This is a genomic window from Micromonospora sp. CA-111912, assembly GCF_050948415.1.
Lineage (GTDB): Bacteria > Actinomycetota > Actinomycetes > Mycobacteriales > Micromonosporaceae > Micromonospora.
In genome coordinates, this window is the sequence record NZ_CP192007.1 from 3,399,565 (window position 1) to 3,417,420 (window position 17,856).

Annotated in this window: 15 protein-coding genes; 10 read left to right on the plus strand and 5 right to left on the minus strand. The window is 74.6% G+C overall.

Features of this window, described 5'->3' with window-relative positions:
- Positions 1-14: 14 nt before the first annotated feature.
- Positions 15-545, minus strand: coding sequence for an SRPBCC family protein (locus ACQPZO_RS13950; protein ID WP_433350399.1), 531 nt, complete (start codon positions 543-545; stop codon positions 15-17).
- A 556-nt stretch (positions 546-1,101) separates the two neighbouring features.
- On the opposite strand from ACQPZO_RS13950, the gene ACQPZO_RS13955 reads away from it, so the two are divergent.
- From ACQPZO_RS13955 to ACQPZO_RS13970, 4 genes are read left to right on the plus strand one after another with little or no spacing between them, the layout of a single operon-like run.
- Positions 1,102-2,601: an O-antigen ligase family protein gene (locus ACQPZO_RS13955; protein ID WP_433350401.1), complete on the plus strand. Its 1,500-nt coding sequence runs from the start codon at positions 1,102-1,104 to the stop codon at positions 2,599-2,601.
- A gap of 26 nt (positions 2,602-2,627) precedes the next feature.
- Positions 2,628-3,761 (plus strand): Wzz/FepE/Etk N-terminal domain-containing protein, encoded by a 1,134-nt coding sequence (locus ACQPZO_RS13960; protein ID WP_433350403.1) that lies wholly within the window; start codon positions 2,628-2,630, stop codon positions 3,759-3,761.
- 9 nt (positions 3,762-3,770) lie between these two features.
- On the plus strand, positions 3,771-5,474 hold the full coding sequence (locus ACQPZO_RS13965) for a flippase (RefSeq protein WP_433350405.1): 1,704 nt from the start codon (positions 3,771-3,773) through the stop codon (positions 5,472-5,474).
- Positions 5,471-6,316: a sulfotransferase family protein gene (locus ACQPZO_RS13970; RefSeq protein WP_433350407.1), complete on the plus strand. Its 846-nt coding sequence runs from the start codon at positions 5,471-5,473 to the stop codon at positions 6,314-6,316. Before ACQPZO_RS13965 ends, ACQPZO_RS13970 begins: the two co-directional genes overlap by 4 nt.
- 84 nt (positions 6,317-6,400) lie before the next feature.
- On the opposite strand, the gene ACQPZO_RS13975 is transcribed toward ACQPZO_RS13970, so the two are convergent.
- The 3 genes from ACQPZO_RS13975 to ACQPZO_RS13985 are packed head-to-tail and all read right to left on the minus strand — an operon-like array spanning position 6,401 to position 9,607.
- A complete protein-coding gene (locus ACQPZO_RS13975; protein ID WP_433350409.1) occupies positions 6,401-7,894 on the minus strand; it encodes a hypothetical protein in 1,494 nt (497 codons plus the stop codon).
- Positions 7,891-8,679, minus strand: coding sequence for a sulfotransferase family protein (locus ACQPZO_RS13980; protein ID WP_433350411.1), 789 nt, complete (start codon positions 8,677-8,679; stop codon positions 7,891-7,893). The genes ACQPZO_RS13975 and ACQPZO_RS13980 overlap by 4 nt, the downstream gene beginning before the upstream one ends.
- Complete coding sequence (locus ACQPZO_RS13985; RefSeq protein ID WP_433350413.1) at positions 8,672-9,607, minus strand: hypothetical protein; 936 nt, start codon at positions 9,605-9,607, stop codon at positions 8,672-8,674. Before ACQPZO_RS13985 ends, ACQPZO_RS13980 begins: the two co-directional genes overlap by 8 nt.
- A gap of 234 nt (positions 9,608-9,841) precedes the next feature.
- Between ACQPZO_RS13985 and ACQPZO_RS13990 the strand changes: the two genes are divergently transcribed.
- The 6 genes from ACQPZO_RS13990 to ACQPZO_RS14015 all read left to right on the plus strand — a co-directional run bounded on the left by ACQPZO_RS13990 (position 9,842) and on the right by ACQPZO_RS14015 (position 16,857).
- Positions 9,842-11,086 (plus strand): glycosyltransferase, encoded by a 1,245-nt coding sequence (locus tag ACQPZO_RS13990; protein ID WP_433350414.1) that lies wholly within the window; start codon positions 9,842-9,844, stop codon positions 11,084-11,086.
- Positions 11,083-12,075, plus strand: a complete 993-nt coding sequence (locus ACQPZO_RS13995) for a sulfotransferase family protein (RefSeq protein ID WP_433350416.1) — start codon at positions 11,083-11,085, stop codon at positions 12,073-12,075. The genes ACQPZO_RS13990 and ACQPZO_RS13995 overlap by 4 nt, the downstream gene beginning before the upstream one ends.
- A 2-nt stretch (positions 12,076-12,077) precedes the next feature.
- Positions 12,078-12,989 (plus strand): sulfotransferase family protein, encoded by a 912-nt coding sequence (locus tag ACQPZO_RS14000; RefSeq protein ID WP_433350418.1) that lies wholly within the window; start codon positions 12,078-12,080, stop codon positions 12,987-12,989.
- Between the two features lie 154 nt (positions 12,990-13,143).
- Positions 13,144-15,006: a CocE/NonD family hydrolase gene (locus ACQPZO_RS14005; RefSeq protein WP_433350420.1), complete on the plus strand. Its 1,863-nt coding sequence runs from the start codon at positions 13,144-13,146 to the stop codon at positions 15,004-15,006.
- Positions 15,007-15,186: 180 nt separating this feature from the next.
- Positions 15,187-15,903 carry a YdcF family protein gene (locus tag ACQPZO_RS14010; RefSeq protein ID WP_433350422.1) on the plus strand — a complete coding sequence of 239 codons (717 nt, stop codon included), beginning with the start codon at positions 15,187-15,189 and terminating at the stop codon, positions 15,901-15,903.
- 252 nt (positions 15,904-16,155) lie between these two features.
- Positions 16,156-16,857, plus strand: coding sequence for a glycosyltransferase family 2 protein (locus ACQPZO_RS14015; RefSeq protein WP_433350424.1), 702 nt, complete (start codon positions 16,156-16,158; stop codon positions 16,855-16,857).
- A gap of 86 nt (positions 16,858-16,943) precedes the next feature.
- On the opposite strand, the gene ACQPZO_RS14020 is transcribed toward ACQPZO_RS14015, so the two are convergent.
- On the minus strand, positions 16,944-17,537 hold the full coding sequence (locus tag ACQPZO_RS14020) for a hypothetical protein (RefSeq protein ID WP_433350426.1): 594 nt from the start codon (positions 17,535-17,537) through the stop codon (positions 16,944-16,946).
- Positions 17,538-17,856 lie beyond the last annotated feature (319 nt).

Genomic DNA, 17,856 nt, shown 5'->3' on the forward strand with positions numbered 1-17,856 from the left:
AGCAATCAGGGCAATCAGCGGTCGCTCTCCGCGAGCTCCTTGATGTTCCGCAGCCCCGCGTCCATGTTGGTCCGCAGCTGGCCGAGCCGGAAGGCCACCAGATCCTCCTCGCTCTCGGGCACCATGTCGATGAACAGGCTGATCCCGGAACGGGCGGGGCCTATCCGGGCCGTCTGCCGCAACCGGGTGCCGGTCGTCTCGGGCGTGATCTCGAAGCACCAGGCGGCCGCCGGCTCGGTGTGGTTGCCGTCGGGCCCGGCGAACCTGCCGTCCACGTCCAGGACGATCCACCCGAACCGGCGCTGCTCCTCCAGCTCCACCACCCGGCAGACGGTGCGCCACTCGCCGATCTGCTCGTGGCGGTTGTAGCCGACGAAGCTCGCCCCCAGCTTCGGGCTGTCCGCCCCGTCGATCCACTCCACCCGCTGCAGCTCGGGACTGAGCCGAGGAGGCAGGTGGATGTCGGTCACGAGATCCCAGACCCGCGGCGGAGCCGCCTCGATGTAGAGGTCACATTCCACGCTCGGGCCGTCGGTGTATCGCACGTTACCGCCTTCGGTGTCGGGCTGGGTCGCCCCGGTCGACCCGTCGTGGACGGCGGGGGAGCCGGGTGCCGCCACAGGGGCACCGACCGCGCGGCTCGCGGGGTCGGTGCGGTGGGCGGAGGCCGAACTCATCGACGTACGTGACCAGCTTTCTCAGGTTTATAGAGGGTTCCAGGGCGTCCCGTCAATCCTCGTCGTCCCGATCCGGCGACGGGCCGGCGGCCCCCGTCCGTGGGCGGGACACCCCGCTGCCGGGCGGGGCGGCCGCTCAGCGCACGTGGACGAAAGCCCGGGTGCGGTGGGCGATCCGCCGGGCGGCGTGGGCACGCGTCGGTCGGTCGCCGACTCGTGCCCACCCGGTGGATCACGACGCCGTCACTCCTCGTGAGGGGATCATGGGCCGTGTCGCCGTCGGGGGCCGGACGTTACGCCGTCCACGGCCGACGCAACGGCCCATGTTCCCGGGGTGACGGCAACCGTTAGATTAGGCCGTTCTCCCGGTCCCTCGGCGGTGACCGGCAACGGCACCCCCTGGAAACGAGTGGTCGGCGAGCGAGTGGACGGACAGCGACACGGCACGGTGCGTGACGCCGGCCCGCCCGACGGGGCCCGGCGTCGCCCGGCCGGCGACCCGACCGGGCGCCTGTTGACCGGTGGCGCCGCGCTGCTGTGCGCCGCGGTGGCGGTCGTCGCCGGCCTGGCGATGACCCGTGGCGACCGGGTGGGCGTGGTGCTGCCTCTCGTGGTGGTCGTCGGGCTGGCGGTCGGGGTGCTCGCGTTGACCCGCTTCGCGGCGTACGTGCTGCTGATGCTCGCCGTGCGCTCCTGCGTCGACCTGTTCAAGCTCAGCGGCCCGACCGCCGGCCGCGCCGACGCCGGCGGCGCCACCCGGACGCTGGACCCGTCGACGATCCTGGCCGTGCTGTTCCTGCTCGCCGCCGGTCTGTGGCTGGCCGCGCAACTGCGCGAGAGGGGCCGGCTGCGCGGCTCCCCGCTCGGCGTGGCGCTGCTGCTGGTCGGCGCGACCTCGCTGGTCAGCGCGCTGGGCGCCGCGCAGCCCGTGCCCAGCGCGCTGGAGGCGCTGCGCATCGGCACCGTGGTGGTGATGTTCGTCGTCCTGGAGCAGTTGATGCCGGACCTGCCGGCGATCCGGCGGTTCCTGCTCGCGGCGTACGCCTCCCTGGCGCTGGCGGTCGGCTACACCGCCGTGCTGGTCCTGCTCGGCGACCCACCGGCCGAGGTCAAGGGCGACTTCACCCGGATCAGCGGGCCGTTCAGCCAGTCGACCACGTTCGGCCGGTACCTGATGTTCATGGTGATCTTCGGGTTCGGCGTGCACCGGTATCTGGTCCGCCGGCTGCGGGTCGCACTCGGCGTGCTGCTCGCGGCGTCGCTGGTGTTCCTGCTGCTCACCAACACCCGCAGCGCCATCCTCGGCGCGGCCCTGGGCCTGGTCGTGGTCGCGCTGCTGCACCGCAGCCGGCGCCTGCTGGTGGCGCTGTGCCTGGTCGCGGTGGCGGGTGCGGCCCTGCTGCCGACGGTCGCGCAGCGCTTCGGGCAGCTCGCCGACAGCACCGCCGTCGGCGGTGACCCGACCGGCAACACCCTCGCCTGGCGGGTCGACTACTGGTCGGAGATCGTCTCCCTGGCCAACCGCAACCCGGTCACCGGCATCGGGCCCAACATGACCAAGTTCGAGGCCGACGAGGCGAAGAAGCCGCACAACGACTTCCTGCGCGCGTACGTCGAGACCGGTCTGCTCGGCCTGCTCGCCTACCTGGCGATGATGGTCCTCTGCCTGCACGCCGGGTGGACGGCGCTGCGCCGAGCCCCGCCGGGCACGCTGGGCCGGGGTATCGCGGTCGGTTTCCTCGGCTGCGCGGTCGCCTTCGTGGCGGTCAGCGCGGCCTCCAACGTGATCTCGAACGTGGTCACGCTGTGGTACTTCGCGGCGTTCGCCGCCGCGGCCAACGCGATCGCCCGGGGCGTGCCCGCGGGCGCGGACCGGGTCGTGACGCCCGTCGCGCCGACGGCGCTCGGGCGGGGCATCGGATGAGCTACCGGACAGTGGGGAGCGCAAGGGTGGAGATCGTCGACTATCTGCGGGTCGCGCGGCGTCGGCTCTGGGTCGTGGTCGGAGTCCCGGTGGTCGCCGCGGCGGTGGCCGCGCTGGTCGTCCTGCTCGGCCCCCAGCGCTACACGGCCACCTCGTACGTCGCGGCGCCGGCCCTGGTCGGCGGCAACGCGGCCCAGCAGTACACCGGCACGCAGGCGGCCAACCAGTTCGCGGCGGCCTTCGCCGCCGCCGTGACCTCCCCGCAGGTGGTCGACCAGGTGTCGGCCGACACCGGCGTCGCGGCGGGGGATCTGCGCGACGGGCTGACGGTCGAACAGGTCGGGGCGAGCAGCCAGCTCACCCTGGCCTACACGGCGACCAGCCGGTCCACGGTGATCCCGGTGCTCACGGCGACCGGGAAGCGCGCCCTGTCCTTCCTGTTCACCAGCCAGGTCAACATCGCCACCGGCGAGGTGCGGGCGGCCACCGACGAGCTGACCGCCGCCACCCGGGAGATCAACGACTGGGAGAAGACGAACAAGGTCAGTCAGCCGGACAAGCTCTACCAGGCGACCCTGCAGGAGATCGCCAGCATGCGGCAGCAGCAGTTGCAGATGCAGGCCGTCGGCAACGGCCGGGGCGCCGACGCCGCGGCCGGGGCGATCGCCGCCGGGCAGAAGCGGCTGGACGGGCTCGGCCCGAAGCTGCCCGACTACCAGGCGCTACTCGCCCAGCGGGACGGTGCCAGCACCGCGTTGTCCTCCGCCCGGCAGGGCCTCCAGCAGGCCCGGGCCCAGGCCCAGGCCGCCGACCCCGCCCAGGTGACCAGCCTCGGCGAGGTCCAGCCGGTCTCCCGGGGCCGGGCGCTGGCCGGTCTCGTGCTGCCGGTGGCCGGTGCCGGCCTGCTGCTGGCCGTGCTGCTGGTGGCAGTCCTGGAGCAGGTCACCCGCAGCCGTGCGGCTGCGGCCGGCCGGGCCACGCCGGCGCAACGGGCCGCAGCGACGGGGCCGGCCGCGGAGAACGGGCGGGCGGACGCGGTCGGGCCGGCCAGCACGAACGGTCGGGCCGGCGCGGTGAACGGGCGGGCGGACGCGAACGGGCGGCCCGCCGTGCTCGTGCCGCGCGACGCCGACGCCGTGCCCGAGCCGCGGCGCCGGTAGGCGGGCGGCGTGGCGGCCGAACCGGACCGGCACAGGGAACCGGCCGCCCCACCGGGCGGCCGGCGGCCGGCGGTATCCGACCCGCAGCCCGGTCCCGCCGCGCTGGGTGAGGCGGAGCCGCAGGGCGACCGGCACGTCCGGGGAATGGCCCGGGGCGGCGGCCTCAACCTGCTCGGCGCACTGCTCAGCCAGGCCGCGGTCTTCCTGATCATGCTGCTGCTGGCCCGGGTGCTGGGCATCCGCGAGGTCGGCCGGTACGCCCAGTGCTACGCCGTGCTGTCCCTGGCCGGGCTGCTCTCGCTCTCCGGCTTCCGGGCCGGGCTGACCCGGTTCGTGGCGGTGCACCTGGCGGACTCCGACGCGCCCGCGCTGCGCGGCACCGTCCGGCTGGGGCTGGCCATCTCCGCCGCCTCGTCGGTCGTCCTCGCCGCCGCGCTGGCGCTCGCCGCCCCGTGGCTCGCCGCCCGGCTGCACGATCCCGGGCTGGCGACCGGCCTGCGGCTGGTGGCGCTGACCCTGCCCGCCTCGACGATCTGCGAGGCGGCCCTCGCGGCGACCCGGGGCTGGCGGACTCAGCGCCCGTTCACCTTCATCGGCCAGCTCTACGAGCCGGGCACCCGGCTGCTGCTGACCGCGCTCGCCCTGGCCACCGGCGCGGGCCTGACCGGGGCGTACTGGGCGCTGGTCGGGGCCGGGTGGTCCGCCGCGCTGCTCGCCCTGGTCGCGCTGGGCCGGCTGGTCCGCCGGGTGCCGCCCGCCCGCCCGGTGTACCGCCCCCGCCAGCTCTTCGGTTTCTCCACCGTGAGCTGGGTGTCCTCGTTGTCCTCGACCGGGCTGATCTGGGTCGACACCCTGCTGCTCGGCTTCTTCGCCAACCCGGAGATCGGCGTCTACAACGTGGCCACCCGCCTGGTCACCGTCGCGATCTTCGTGCTCGCGCCGATCAACGCCGCGTTCGGCCCGTACATCGCGCACCTGCACCACCGGGGGGAACTGGCCGACGTCCGCCGGGTGTACGCGGTGGCCACCGGCTGGGTGGTCCGGCTGTCCATGCCCGCCTTCGTCGCGTTGCTGGTCCTCCCCGGCGACCTGCTGCGGGTCTTCGGTGGGGAGGTCGCCACCGGCGCGGCGGTGACCGTGGTCTTGGCCCTGGGCCAGCTCGTCAACGCGGCGACCGGCCCGTGCGGCACGGTGCTGAACATGTCCGGCCGGGTGGCGGTCAACATGGCCGACAACCTGGCCGCCCTGGTGCTCAACATGCTGCTCAACCTCTGGCTCATCCCGGCGTACGGCATCGTCGGCGCGGCGCTGGCGTGGAGTGTGTCGCTGATCGTGGTCAACGTCGCCCGGGTGCTCCAGGTCCGCGCGCTGGTGGGTGCCCTTCCATTCACCGTGGGCATGGTCAAGGGGATCGCCGCCGGCGCGGCGGCGCTGCTCGCCGGGCTGTTGGTGCGCTGGCTGCTGCCGGGCTGGCCGTGGCGGCTCGGCGTCGGCCTGCTGGCGATCGTGGCGGTCTACCTGGGGGTCGTGCTGGCGCTCGGGCTCGGCCGGGAGGACCTCATGGTGCTGCGGGCCCTGGTGCGCCGGCGCGGTCGCGGTGCCCCCACGCCACCCCCGCCCGGCGCACCTGCCGACGGCGGCGCACAAACCGACGGTGGCCCACCTGCCGACGGCGGCAGGCCGACCGCCGCCGGCACCGCGGTGGCCCGGTGAGCGCCGGGCCCCGCCGGGTCGCGGTGGACCGGCTGCGCCGGGCGGTACGCGGCACGCGGGCCTGGGTCCGCGCGGCCCGGCCCGGCCCGGTCGGCGCGCTGCCCGACTTCCTCGTCATCGGCGGGCAGCGCTGCGGCACCACGTCGCTGCACCACTACCTCGCCGCGCATCCCGACGTGCGGGCCGCCACCGGCAAGGAGCTGCAGTTCTTCAGCCTGCACGCCGGGCGTGGGCAGCGCTGGTACCGGGCCCACTTCCCGCCGGCCGTCCCCGGCCGGCAGAGCTTCGAGGCCAGCCCCTACTACCTGTTCCACCCCGCGGTGCCGGCGCGGGTGGCCGCGCTGCTGCCCGAGGCCCGGTTCGTGGCGCTACTGCGCGACCCCGTCGAGCGGGCCTACTCGCACTACCTGCACACCCGCTCGCTCGGCCGGGAGCCGCTGGCCTTCGCCGACGCGCTCGCCGCCGAGCCGGGACGGCTGGCGGCGGCGCTGCGCCGGGGTCCGGACACCCCGGCGGCCCACCGGGCCCTGCGCGACCACTCGTACGCCGCCCGGGGCCGCTACGCCGAGCAGCTCGACCGCTGGTTCGCCCACGTGCCCCGGGAACGGCTGCACGTGGTACGCAGCGAGGACCTGTACGCCGACCCGGCGGCGACGTACGCCGGCATCCTGCGGTTCCTCGGGCTGGCGCCGTTCACGCCGGACGCCTTCGCCCAGCACACCAGGCGGGCCGAGCGGGGCCCCTCCCAGCTCACCGACGAGCTGAGGGCCGACCTGACGGCCCGGGTCGCCCCGCACAACGCCCGCCTCGCCGACCTGCTCGGCTGGCCGCGCACCTGGTGACGCCGGCCCGCCGCGCCGGGGTGGGACGGTGCCGACCGGCGGGGGCTGGTCAGCGGGCGGGGCTGGTCAGCCGGCGGGGGCTGGTCAGCGGGCGGGGGCGAGGATCGCGGCGGGGTCGCCGGTGGACCGGATCAGCACCGGCTCCGCCCCGATGGTGACCGGCCCGGCCGCCCGTCGCGGCTCGGTGCCGACCGGGCCGCTGTCCAGGCCCGGCGCGGCCGGCAACGACACGCTCCCGCCGGAGGCCGACCAGAGCACCAGCGTGGTCAGCTCGCCGCGCCGGAACGCCACCCCGGTCAGCCCCTTCGCGGTCACCGGCTCCGCCGTCGCGTCCTCGGCCGCGAGCGCCAGCCCGGCCAGCCTCACCCCTGCCGGACGCACGGTGCCGTCCGGGTCGAGCAGGCCGTAGCGCACCTCGCTGCCCTGCCGGTTGTTCGGGTTGTACGCCAGCGGCAGCCAGAGCACCTGCTCGACGCCGCCGGCCACGAGCTGGACGACCGCCTTGACCATCTCGTCGGCCCGGCTGGCCGCGTCGCCGTCGCCGTCGCGCCAGAACTGGCCGACCTCCCACGCCTGGACCGGCACCCCGGCCGGGGTCTGCTCCCGCAGGTAGTCCAGCAACACCGGCACCCCGGCGAAGTGTTCGTAGAAGTGCAACTGCCGTACGCCGACGACCCGCTCGTCGAGCAGCTCCTCGGTGACCGCGAGGAAGGCCAGGTTCCTGGCGTTCTGCTCGGTGGCCAGGGCGGTCCGTAGCTGCTCCGGCCCGTCCACGGCCGGGATCTGCCGGCCCCGGGTGCCGACCCGGCGCGGGAAGTACGCCCGGTACGCGGCGACCGCCTCGTCCGGCCGGCCGGCCCGCACCAGCCGGTCGGCGACGCCCATCCCGTACGCCACGCTGCTGATCCCGGAGTCGACCACCCTCGCCTGCGGGTCGGCCGACCGGATCGCCTCCGCGGCCGAGGTGACCAGCCGCCGGTAGTCCGCCGGGCTGCCGGCCCAGTACTGCGGCGCGTTGACCTCGTTCTCGATCGCGTACTCCCGCACCCCGTAGGGCGCGTAGCGGCGTACCACGTCCCGGACGAACCCCTGGTAGGCGGCCAGGTCCCGGGGCATCGCCGACTCGGTCTTGTTCGCCTGGCCCCGGGTGTGCTGCGCGGTGCCGCCGGTGGCCCAGCAGACCCCGGTGCGGATCTTCAGGTGCAGGGTGATGCCGAGGCCCCGGCTCTCGCGGGCGATCCGGTCCACCGCCGAGAAGTCGGGGCTGCCCTGGGTCTTCTCGATGTCGCACCAGCTCAGCTCGTGGTACGTCGCCGAGCCGGAGAGCTGCTTCAGGTATGGCACGAACGACTCGTGGCGCGACCAGTCCCAGTGCGCGCCGAACGGGTTCCGCACCCCCGGCGTCGCCGACGGCCCCGGCCCGGCCGTGGGCCCGGTCGTCGACGTCGACGTCGACGTCGACGGGGTCGGCCGTGGCGTGGGGGAGGAGGGGCCGTCCGAGCAGGCCACCCCGGCGGCCAGGGCGAGCGCCAGCGCGCCGGCCAGCAGCGGGGCCCGCCGCCCCGGGCGGCGCGTCACCGGTACCCCAGCTCGCGCAGCGTCGCGCCGGAGAAGACGCGGACCAGCACCCGCAGGAACGGGTCCAGCTCCCGGCGGTACGTGCCGACCCGCGAGCCGTAGATGGCGGCGTCGGTGCGCGCGGCGGCCCGCCGGCGGTCCGCCTCGGCGGTGTACTTGCCCGCCACGTCGTGCTGCTTGCCGTCGTAGTCGAGCACTCCGGCCTCCCAGGGCTCGCCGAGGAACTCGAACAGCGACCGCATCGCCTTCTCCGGGTCGCCGACGGTGTCCTCGTAGCGCAGTTCGTGGTACCGGTCGGCGGGCAGTCGGCTGCCCGCCGCGCGGGCGACGCGGATGTAGCGGGGCCACTTGACCACGCACTTGACCGCCGACCAGTAGCCGAACCGCTTGCGGTGAGAGACGACCACGTCCCGGCCGTCCCGGATGACGTGCACGAACTGCGCGTCCGGGAACACCTCGGCGAGGAAGCCGATCGACAGTGCGTACAGGGGTGTCTTGTCCGCCCAGCGGGTCTTGCCGCGGGACCGGGCGTAGTCGGCGTGGATGCCGCCGAAGAAGTCGGCGATGCGGCCCAGCCAGTACTCCCGGGGGAACCCGAAGCGGGCCAGGCGTTCCCAGTCCCGGCCGACGATGCGCTGCATGTCGGCCAGGAAGCGGGTCTCCGGGCCGCAGGACACCCGGGAGTGCGAGTCGAGCACCAGACGCAGCATCGTCGTCCCGGACCGCTGGCAGCCGACCAGGAAGATCGGCCCCCGGGGCCCACCCTCCGCCGCCGGGTCAGCCACGGCCCACCGCCTGGTCCAGGCCGGCCCGCGCGTCCAGCCGCCCGGCCAGCTCGGTGCACAGCGCCCGCACCCGGCCGTCGAGCTCCAGCCGGGGCCGGCGGGGGACGCGCGCTCCGATGTGGTCGTGCAGCGCCGGGTCGTACGGCAGGTCGAGGAACGCGCACAGCCGCCGCGTGTACGCGGCCGGGTCGGCCACCAGCGCGTCGTACGAGCAGAGCAGCGTGTCGTCGCGGCCGGCCAGTCCGAGGGTGAAGAACAGCGAGTTGCGCACGTACCAGAACAGGGCGGCGGCGGTGTGCGGGGTCATCCGGTCGTAGTCGAAGCCGGCGATCAGCTCGCGGGCCGGCCCGTCCAGGCGCTGCCCCTGCCACCGGTCGCCGATCGTGCCGTCGGCGATCGCCCGCAGCGCCCGCAGGTTGGCGTCGCCGAACTTCGCCACCTCGGAGCGGGCCCGGTCGTCGACGTCCCGGTACGCCCACAGTGCCCGGCCGGGCCGCGGCCCGGCCAGGCCGAGCAGCTCGTCCACCCGGTGCGTGTCGCACAGCGGCTTGACCAGCACGTACCGGTGCCGGCTGCGGTGCACGGCGTCGGCGAGCACCGCGTCGGAGCGCAGCCGGAAGCGGTGGAACACCCGCCGGTCGTTCTCGTTGCGCACCTCGAACGACGGCGCCGCGTCCAGCCCTCGGGCCAGCATGTTGGTGCCGGAGCGTTGCAGGCCGACCAGGTACACGGGCACCGCCCGGCCGGGCGGCTGCGGGTGGGCCCGCCGCCAGCGCCGCTTCGCCAGCGCGGTGCCAACCCGCTGGACCGGGTCGAGCCGGTCCTCCTCGACGAGCCGCCGCACTCCCTCGGTGCGCGCCCAGCGCAGGTGCCGCACCACCCGCCGGGCGGTGTACGCCCACGCCGAGGGTTCGTCCTGGTGGGCCACCGGTTCCTCCTCGGGCTGACGGTCGGGCGGGGAACACGCTACCGGCTGATCATCGTGGCTGGCCAAGTGGCCGTGCGGCCAGCGCCTGATGGGCCGTGTGGTCAGTTGGGGATCATGACTGGACTCGTCCGCCCGGTTTGCATACCGTGGGGCCCCTGGTCACCGCTGCTGCCCGGTGCCCACCCTTCCCCACCCCTGAGCGGCCACTCAGCAGGCCACCCCTGGAGCAGGCCGATGCGTGTCCTCCACGTCAACAAGTTCCTCTACCGCCGGGGCGGCGCCGAGGGCTACCTCCTCGACGTCGCCACACTGCAGCGGGGCGCGGGCGACGAGGTCGCGTACTTCGGCATGACGCACCCCGACAACGACGCCCCGCTGCCGTACGCGCGGCACTTCCCGCCGCTGGTGGAGCTCGACCCGGCGCCGTCGGGGATCGGCCCGCGCGCGACGGCGGCGGCCCGGATGATCTGGTCCCCGGCCAGCCGGCGCGGCCTGGCCCGGGTGATCGACGACTTCCGGCCCGACGTGGTCCACCTGCACAACATCTACCACCAGCTCTCGCCGTCGGTGCTGGCCGCGGCGCGGGCCGCGCGGGTGCCCTGCGTGATGACGCTGCACGACTACAAGCTGGCCTGCCCCAGCTACCAGATGCTGGACCGGGGCGCGGTGTGTGATGCGTGCGTCACCGGCGGCCCGCTGCGGGCCGCCCGGCGCCGGTGCAAGGACGGCTCGTTGCCGGCCAGCGGCCTGCTGGCCGTGGAGTCCTGGCTGCACCGCTCCACCCGGGCGTACGGGCCGGTGCAGGCGTTCGTCAGCCCCAGCCGGTTCCTGGCGCGGGTGATGTGCCGGGCCGGTGTCTTCCCGGACCGGATGCACGTGGTGCCGCACTTCGTCGACGTCGCCGCGATGCCCGTGAAGTCGGCCCCGGGCGGGTCGGTGGTCTTCGCCGGTCGGCTGTCTGCCGAGAAGGGCGTCGACGTGCTGGTCGAGGCGCTCGCCCTGCTGCCCCCCGAGGTGTCGCTCGACGTGGCCGGCGACGGCCCGGCCCGCGCCGGGCTGACCGAGCTGGCGCAGCGGCGGGCACCCGGCCGGGTCCGGTTCCACGGGCGGCTGGACAAGGCCCGGCTGCACGCGCTGGTCCGGTCCGCGGCGGTGGCGGCCGTGCCGTCGCGGTGGAACGAGAACCAGCCGATGGCCGTGCTGGAGGCGTTCGCCTGCGGCGTGCCCGTCGTCGCCACCGACCTGGGCGGGCTGCCCGAGCTGGTCACCCCCGGCGTGGACGGCGAGGTGGTCGTCGCCGACGACCCCGCCGCGCTGGCCGCCGCGCTGCGCCGCGTCCTCGCCGACCCGGCGCGGGCGCACGGGATGGGCCTGGCCGGGCGGGCCCGGGTGGAGCGGGACTTCTCGCCGCAGGCGCACCTGGCCCGGCTGCGCGAGGTCTACGCGACGGCCGCGCGGGCGTTGCGGGAGCCGGCGTGACCCGCCCGGTGCGGGTGCTCTACCTGGCCGGCAGCGGGCGCAGCGGCAGCACCCTGGTCACCACCGTCCTCGGCCAGTACGCCGGGTTCTTCGCGGCCGGCGAGCTGCGTTACCTCTGGCAGCGCGGCGAGGTGGAGAACCGGCCCTGCGGCTGCGGCCTGCCGTTCCGGGACTGTCCGGTGTGGCGGGCGGTGCGCCGGGACGTGCCGGTCGACCGGGCCGGCGGGATCGCCGCCCGGCTGCGCGGCCGGCTGCGGCTGCGCGGGGTGCCCGCGCTGGTGCGCCGTCACCGGCGCGGCCGGCGTGCGGTGCCCGCGCACCCCGACGACGCGGCGCTGGCCGGCCTGTACGCCGCCGTGGCCCGGCACGCCGGGGCGCGGGTGGTGGTCGACTCGTCGAAGCTGCCGCCGTACGGGGCCCTGGTCGGCGCGCTGCCCGGTGTCGAGCTGCGGGTGCTGCACCTGGTCCGCGACCCGAGGGCCACGGCGTTCTCGTGGCGGCGGCGTCGGGGCCTCGACGGCGAGGCCGACGAGCGGCTGATGAGCCGGCCGCCGGTGTGGAAGGCGGCCCTGCTGTGGCTGGTCTGGAACACGCTGACGGCCCGGCTGTGGGCCGGCGACCCGGGCCGTTACCTGCGGGTGCGGTACGAGGACCTGACGGCCGACCCGGAGGCGACGCTGGGCCGGATCGCCGCGTTCGCCGACGCCGACCCGTCCACCGGGACAGACGCCGGCCCGTCCACCGGCCCCGACGCCGGGCCGTTCACCGGGCCCGCGACGGTGCGGCTGGCGCCCACCCACTCGGTGGCCGGCAACCCGTCGCGGCACCGCACCGGCCCGGTGCCGATCGCCGCCGACGTCGAGTGGCGGCGCGGGCTGTCCCGGTGGTCGTACGCCGTGGTGACCGCGCTGACCGCGCCGGGGCTGCGCCGCTTCGGCTACCCGTGGCGCCGGGGCGGCCCGGTGGCACCCCGGCAGGAGGAGGACTGAGGATGTTGGCCGTGGTGGTGGGCACCGGGCGGTGCGGCTCGACCCTCGTGCAGGAGCTGCTGTCCCGGCATCCCGGCGTGGGGTTCGTCTCCGGCGTCGACGACAAGCTGTCCCGGCTCAACCTCACCGGCCGGTTCAACGGGCCGCTGTACCGGCGGTCGGCGCCCCGCCCGGCCGGCATGACGTCGCTGCGGCACAGCCGTCGGCTGCTGGAACGCGGCCGGCTGCGGGTCGCCCCGTCGGAGGCGTACCAACTGCTGGACCGGCACGTGCTGGCCGGCTTCTCCCGCCCGTGCCGGGACCTGACCGCCGAGGACCTCACCCCGCACGTGGCGCGGCGGCTGCGCGCCTTCTTCGACGCCCGGCTCGGGCGGCAGCGCTGCCCGCTGCTGGTGCACCACGTCACCGGCTGGCCGCGCACCGGGTTCCTCCGGGCGGCCTACCCCGGGCTGCGGGTGGTCAACGTGGTGCGCGACGGCCGGGCCGTCACCAACTCCTGGCTCCAGATGGGCTGGTGGGACGGCTGGCGCGGCCCCGACAACTGGTACCTCGGGCCGCTGCCGGCCGACCTGCGCCGGGAGTGGGAGGAGTCCGCCCGGTCCTTCCCGGTGCTCGCCGCGCTCGGCTGGCGGATGCTGATGGCGGCGTTCGCCGACGCCCGGGCCGCGCACCCGCCCGGGCAGTGGCTGGACGTCCGCTACGAGGACCTGCTCGCCGACCCCCGCGCGGAGGCGGCCCGGATGCTCGACTTCCTCGGGCTGGACTGGACGCCGGCGTTCGAGCGGGGCTTCGGGCGGTACGAGTTCCCCGCCGGGCGCCGGGCGGCGTACCACGACGAACTGGGCCCCGCGCAGCTCGCGGCCGTCGAGCGGGCGCTGGCCGAGCCGCTGCGGCAGTGGGGCTACCGGGACTGACCGCCTCCCCCGGGTGAGGGGCCCACCCGTCGGACCGCGTCCGGCGAAGTTCCTACATGTGCAGGTGGTGGCGCTGGTCGCCGGCTCGTAGCGTACGCAGCCTCGGACCTCAAGGAGACTCATGGCTACAGTGGGAACGCGCTGGCGCACAGGCGTGGCCGTACTGTCCGCGGCGGTGCTCGCCGCCCTCGGCGCGGCACCGCAGGCGCTGGCAGCGGACGGCCCGCCGTCGATCGTCGTCCAGGACGGCGTCACCCAGCCGGTGTTCGGCTACGCCGACGCCATCCGGGAACGGCTCTTCATCGACTCCACCTTCGACAGCGACAACGACGGCCTGCGCGACATCATCGCGTTCGACCTGATGCGGCCGGCGGCGACCGCGAACGGGCTCAAGGCGCCGGTGGTGATGGACGCCAGCCCCTACTACTCGACGGTCTGCCGGGGAAACGAGTCCGAGTGCAAGGCGGACCTCGACGGCGACGGGCTGCTGGACAAGTGGCCGCTGTTCTACGACAACTACTTCGTGCCGCGCGGCTACGCGGTCATCCTGCTGGACATGGTCGGCACCAACAACTCCACCGGCTGCCCGACCACCAACGCCAACCAGGACAACCTGAGCGCCAAGCAGGCCATCAACTGGCTCAACGGCCGGGCCACCGCCCGCAACGCCGCCGGTGAGATCGTCAAGGCGGGCTGGCACAACGGCAAGACGGGGATGATCGGCAAGTCGTACGACGGCTCGCTGGCCATGTCCACGGCGGTGACCGGCGTGAAGGGCCTGACCACGGTCGTGCCCATCAGCGGCCCGACCGAGTACTACGACTACGTGCGCAGCAACGGCGTCGTCACCCGGGGCAACAGCTACGTGGCGTCGCTGGCCAACACGGTCACCAACCCGGAGCGCCGGGAGTACTGCAAGCCGGTGCGCGACGCGATGGCCGCCGTCGACGGCGACGAGCACGGCGACTACACCGCCTTCTGGAACGAGCGCAGCTACGTCAAGAAGGTCCCCAACGTCACCGCCAGCGTGCTGCTCTACCACGGCCTCAACGACGACAACGTCAGGCCGGACCACTTCAGCAAGTTCTGGTACGCCCTGGCGGAGAACAACGTGCCGCGCAAGCTGTGGCTGTCCCAGGAGGGCCACGTCGACCCGTTCGACTCGCGCCGCGCGGTGTGGGTGTCGACGCTGCACCGGTGGTTCGACTTCTGGCTCCAGGGCGTCGCCAACGGCATCATGGACGAGCCGCGGGTGGACCTGGAGCGGTCCGCCGACGTGTGGGAGACCCACGCCGACTGGCCGATCCCCGGCAAGGCCGACACCGAGGTGTTCCTCCAGCCCGGCACCACCGGCGCGGGCGGCCTCGGGCTGGTGCCGACCGCGAAGCCGGCGACCGGGGCGTTCCAGGACAGCCGCACGCAGAGCCAGAACACCATGATCCTCAACCCGGACGTGGTGCAGCCCAACCGGCTGGCCTTCCTCTCCGAGCCGCTCACCGCGCCGCTGCACATCTCCGGCACCCCGACCGTGCAGCTGCGGGCCTCCGCCGACCAGACCGACACCAACCTCGGGGCGATCCTGGTCGACTACGGCACCGACGAGCGGGTCGCCCACCGGGCCTCCGGCGAGGGGATCATCACCCTGACCACGGAGGACTGCTGGGGCGAGAGCAGCCCGACGGACGACGGCTGCTACAAGCAGACGACGAAGCGGGTGGCCACGGCCGACTACGAGCTGGTCACCAAGGGCGTGATGGACGCCCAGAACCGGCAGTCGATCCGCGTCGCCGTGCCGCTGGTGCAGGGGGAGTCGTACAACTTCAGCTTCCCGTTGCTCCCGGAGGACTACGTCTTCAAGCCCGGCCACCGGATCGGCGTGATCATCGTGGCCAGCTACCCGCAGTACTCCAGCCAGGCGGACACCACCGCCGCGAACCTGCAGGTCGCGCTGAAGAGCAGCAAGGTCGTCCTGCCCGTGGTCGGCGGCACCGCCGCCGCGCACGCCGCAGGCCTCTGACCTGCTGACCGGCTGGCCGCCCAGGTGGCCCGCCACCGGGGCGGCCCGGCGATCGACCCTCCGCGGAGGACCGTCGATCGCCGGGCCGCCCCGCTTCGTCGGCGGGTGCGGGACGGGTGGTTACCCTTGCCGGGGAAGCCGCCGAGGGGAGGGCACACGTCGCCGACCGCCACCGTGCTCGTGGTCTTCGGACGCGGCGTGCTGCGCGCCGGGGACACCTGGGCGCTGACCCCGGCCAGCATCGCCCGCGTGCGGGCAGCGGTGGACTACGTCGCCGCGAACGAGGCGTCCTTCGCCCGCGCCGCCGGGCAGGGCCGGGCACCCCGGATCGTGTTCAGCGGCGGCTGGGCGGAGGCCGCCGAGGGGGCGCATCCCCCGCCGCAGGGATGGCGGGAAGGCGACCTGATGCTGCGCCAGGCGCTCGCCGCCGGCCTCGACCGGCACGCGGAACTGCGCGCCGAGACACGCTCGCGCAGCACGCTGGAGAACCTCCTGCACACCGTCGAGGACGGCCTGCTCGACGGCCACGCCTTCGGCCCGGGGCAGCCGCTGGGCATCGTCTCGCACACCTGGCACCTGCCCCGGATCAGGTATCTCGCCCGCCGGACCCTCGGCCTGCGCGGCCCGGCGCTGCTCGACGTCCATGCCTCCGGTGGGGAGGCGCTGCCGAGGTGGTGGCGCGAGCCGGCCGCTCGGATCGCGTCCCGGCTGTGGTTCCTCGGGGCCCGCGACGCGGCGGGCCTGCTGCGCCGGGAACGCCGGCTGGTGACGTCGATGCGCCGCGTCGACCGGCTGGCACGCCACCGCCGGGACGTGGCGGGTGGAGACTGCGCCGGTGGTTCCGCCCTGCCACTGTCCGGGTGTCTCGGGCGAAGGCGTGACCGCGCCCGGCGCTGATCCGGCGGGACCGCTCCGGCGGAGCATGTGACGGACGGCCGCCGACGGGGTACAGGCTCCCGAGCCACCGGATCGACCTCGATGAGGACGACGGTCGCGGCGACATCGAGGAGGTCACGTGGACAGGATGGACGGTCCTTCGGGCGGACGCGCCAGGTGCGCTGCCGCCGCGGGCACGCCCGGACGTGGCGTCGGCGGGCACGGCGTATCCGGACGCGGCGTTGGCGGGCGGCGGTGATCGTCCTCGCCCCGGTGTATGAGCCGGGTCCCCGCCTGCCCGAGTTCGTCGCCGAGCTGCGCGACGCCGCTCCCGGCGTCCACGTCGTCGTGGTGGACGACGGCAGCGGACCGAAGTCCGCCCGGGTCCTCGACGCGGTGAGGGACCTCGGCTGCACCGTCCTGCGGCACGGGACGAACCGGGGCAAGGGCGTGGCCCTGAGGACGGGGTTCCGGCATATCGCGCGCGAGTGTCCGGGCCACGACGTGGTGTGCGCCGACGCCGACGGCCAGCACGGCGTCGCCGATGTCCTGCGCGTGGCCGGGCGCGTCGAGGAGACCGGCGTGATGGTGCTGGGCGTACGGCGGTTCGACGGCGAGGTGCCGGTGCGCAGCAGGGCCGGCAACGGCCTCACCAGGGTGCTGTTCCGCGCCGCGACCGGGCGCCCCGTGCGGGACACCCAGACGGGGCTGCGGGCGTACCCGCACGGCCTGCTCGACTGGTTGCTCACGATCCCCGGCGAGCGATTCGAGTACGAGATGAACGTCCTGCTGTACGCCGCCCGGGCCGGCCAGCCCATCGAGCAGACCACGATCGCCACCACGTACGTGAACGACAACGCCTCGTCGCACTTCGGGTCGGTCACCGACTCCGTGCGGATCTACCTGCCCCTGCTGCGGTTCGCCGCCTCGGCCCTGCTGACTCCTACCGGGATCTCCCGCCAACCCCGCCGCTGACGGCGACCGAGTCGGTCGTGGACACGCCGCTGGCCGGGCCCCCGTTCTCGGGGGCCCGGCCGGTTGGCTGTTCGGTGGTGCGGGGGTCAGCTGTTCCAGTGCTGGGCGACGAGGTCGGCGGCCTGCTGTTCCCACTGGGCGTAGTGGTCGGGGTAGGCGGAGACCTGCACGGTCTGCGCGGCCTTGGTCAGGGGCATGTCCTGCCATCCGTCGACCTGCTTCAGACCCTTGAGGAACGCCAGGGTCGAGTACTCGGGGTCGGTGATCTGCTCCACCGTGCCCCAGCCGGAGGTCGGGCGTTGCTGGAACAGGCCCTGCGAGTCGTGGTCGTTGCGGTCACCGAGGTGACCCAGGTTCTCCAGCTTCGACTCCTGCAGGGCGGTGCCGATGGAGACCACGGCGGCCCGTTCGTCCATGCCGGCCTTCTTCGTGGCGGCGATGATCGCCTTGACGTTGGCGGTCTGCTCGTCGTCAAGCTGGATGCGGGACTGGTCGCCCTGCACGCCGTGGGGGATCAGTTTGGCCTTGTCGAGGCCCGGCTTGTCGGCCTGCACGGCGACAGCGGTCGGGGTGGATTCGGTGGTGGGGGTGGCGTGGGCGGTGGCGGGGCCGGCGAACACGCCGCCGGCGAAGGCGAGTCCAGCGATTCCGAGAACGCTCTTACGCATGATCGTGTTCATGGGGGTGTCTCCTATCGGGGGTCGACACACGCCGCCCCTTGGGGAGGGGCGGGGGTGTGAGCACCACGTCGAGGCGCCCAACAGATCAAGGGGGTAGGTCGGTCCGGCGGCTCACCGCACCCGGGGGGTGCTGGTGGCGGCGGGTCCATGTGTAACGACCGGCGGCCGACCCGCATTCCCCGAGGGGTCACGGGGGGTCGGGCGGTTCAGCAGCGGGGTGCGCTACTCGATCGTCTGCCATGTGTAACGACCCCGGGCCGGCCCATGTTCCGCCGGACGGATGCCCCCGGTCACACCCACGGGCGCGCCGATCCGGACA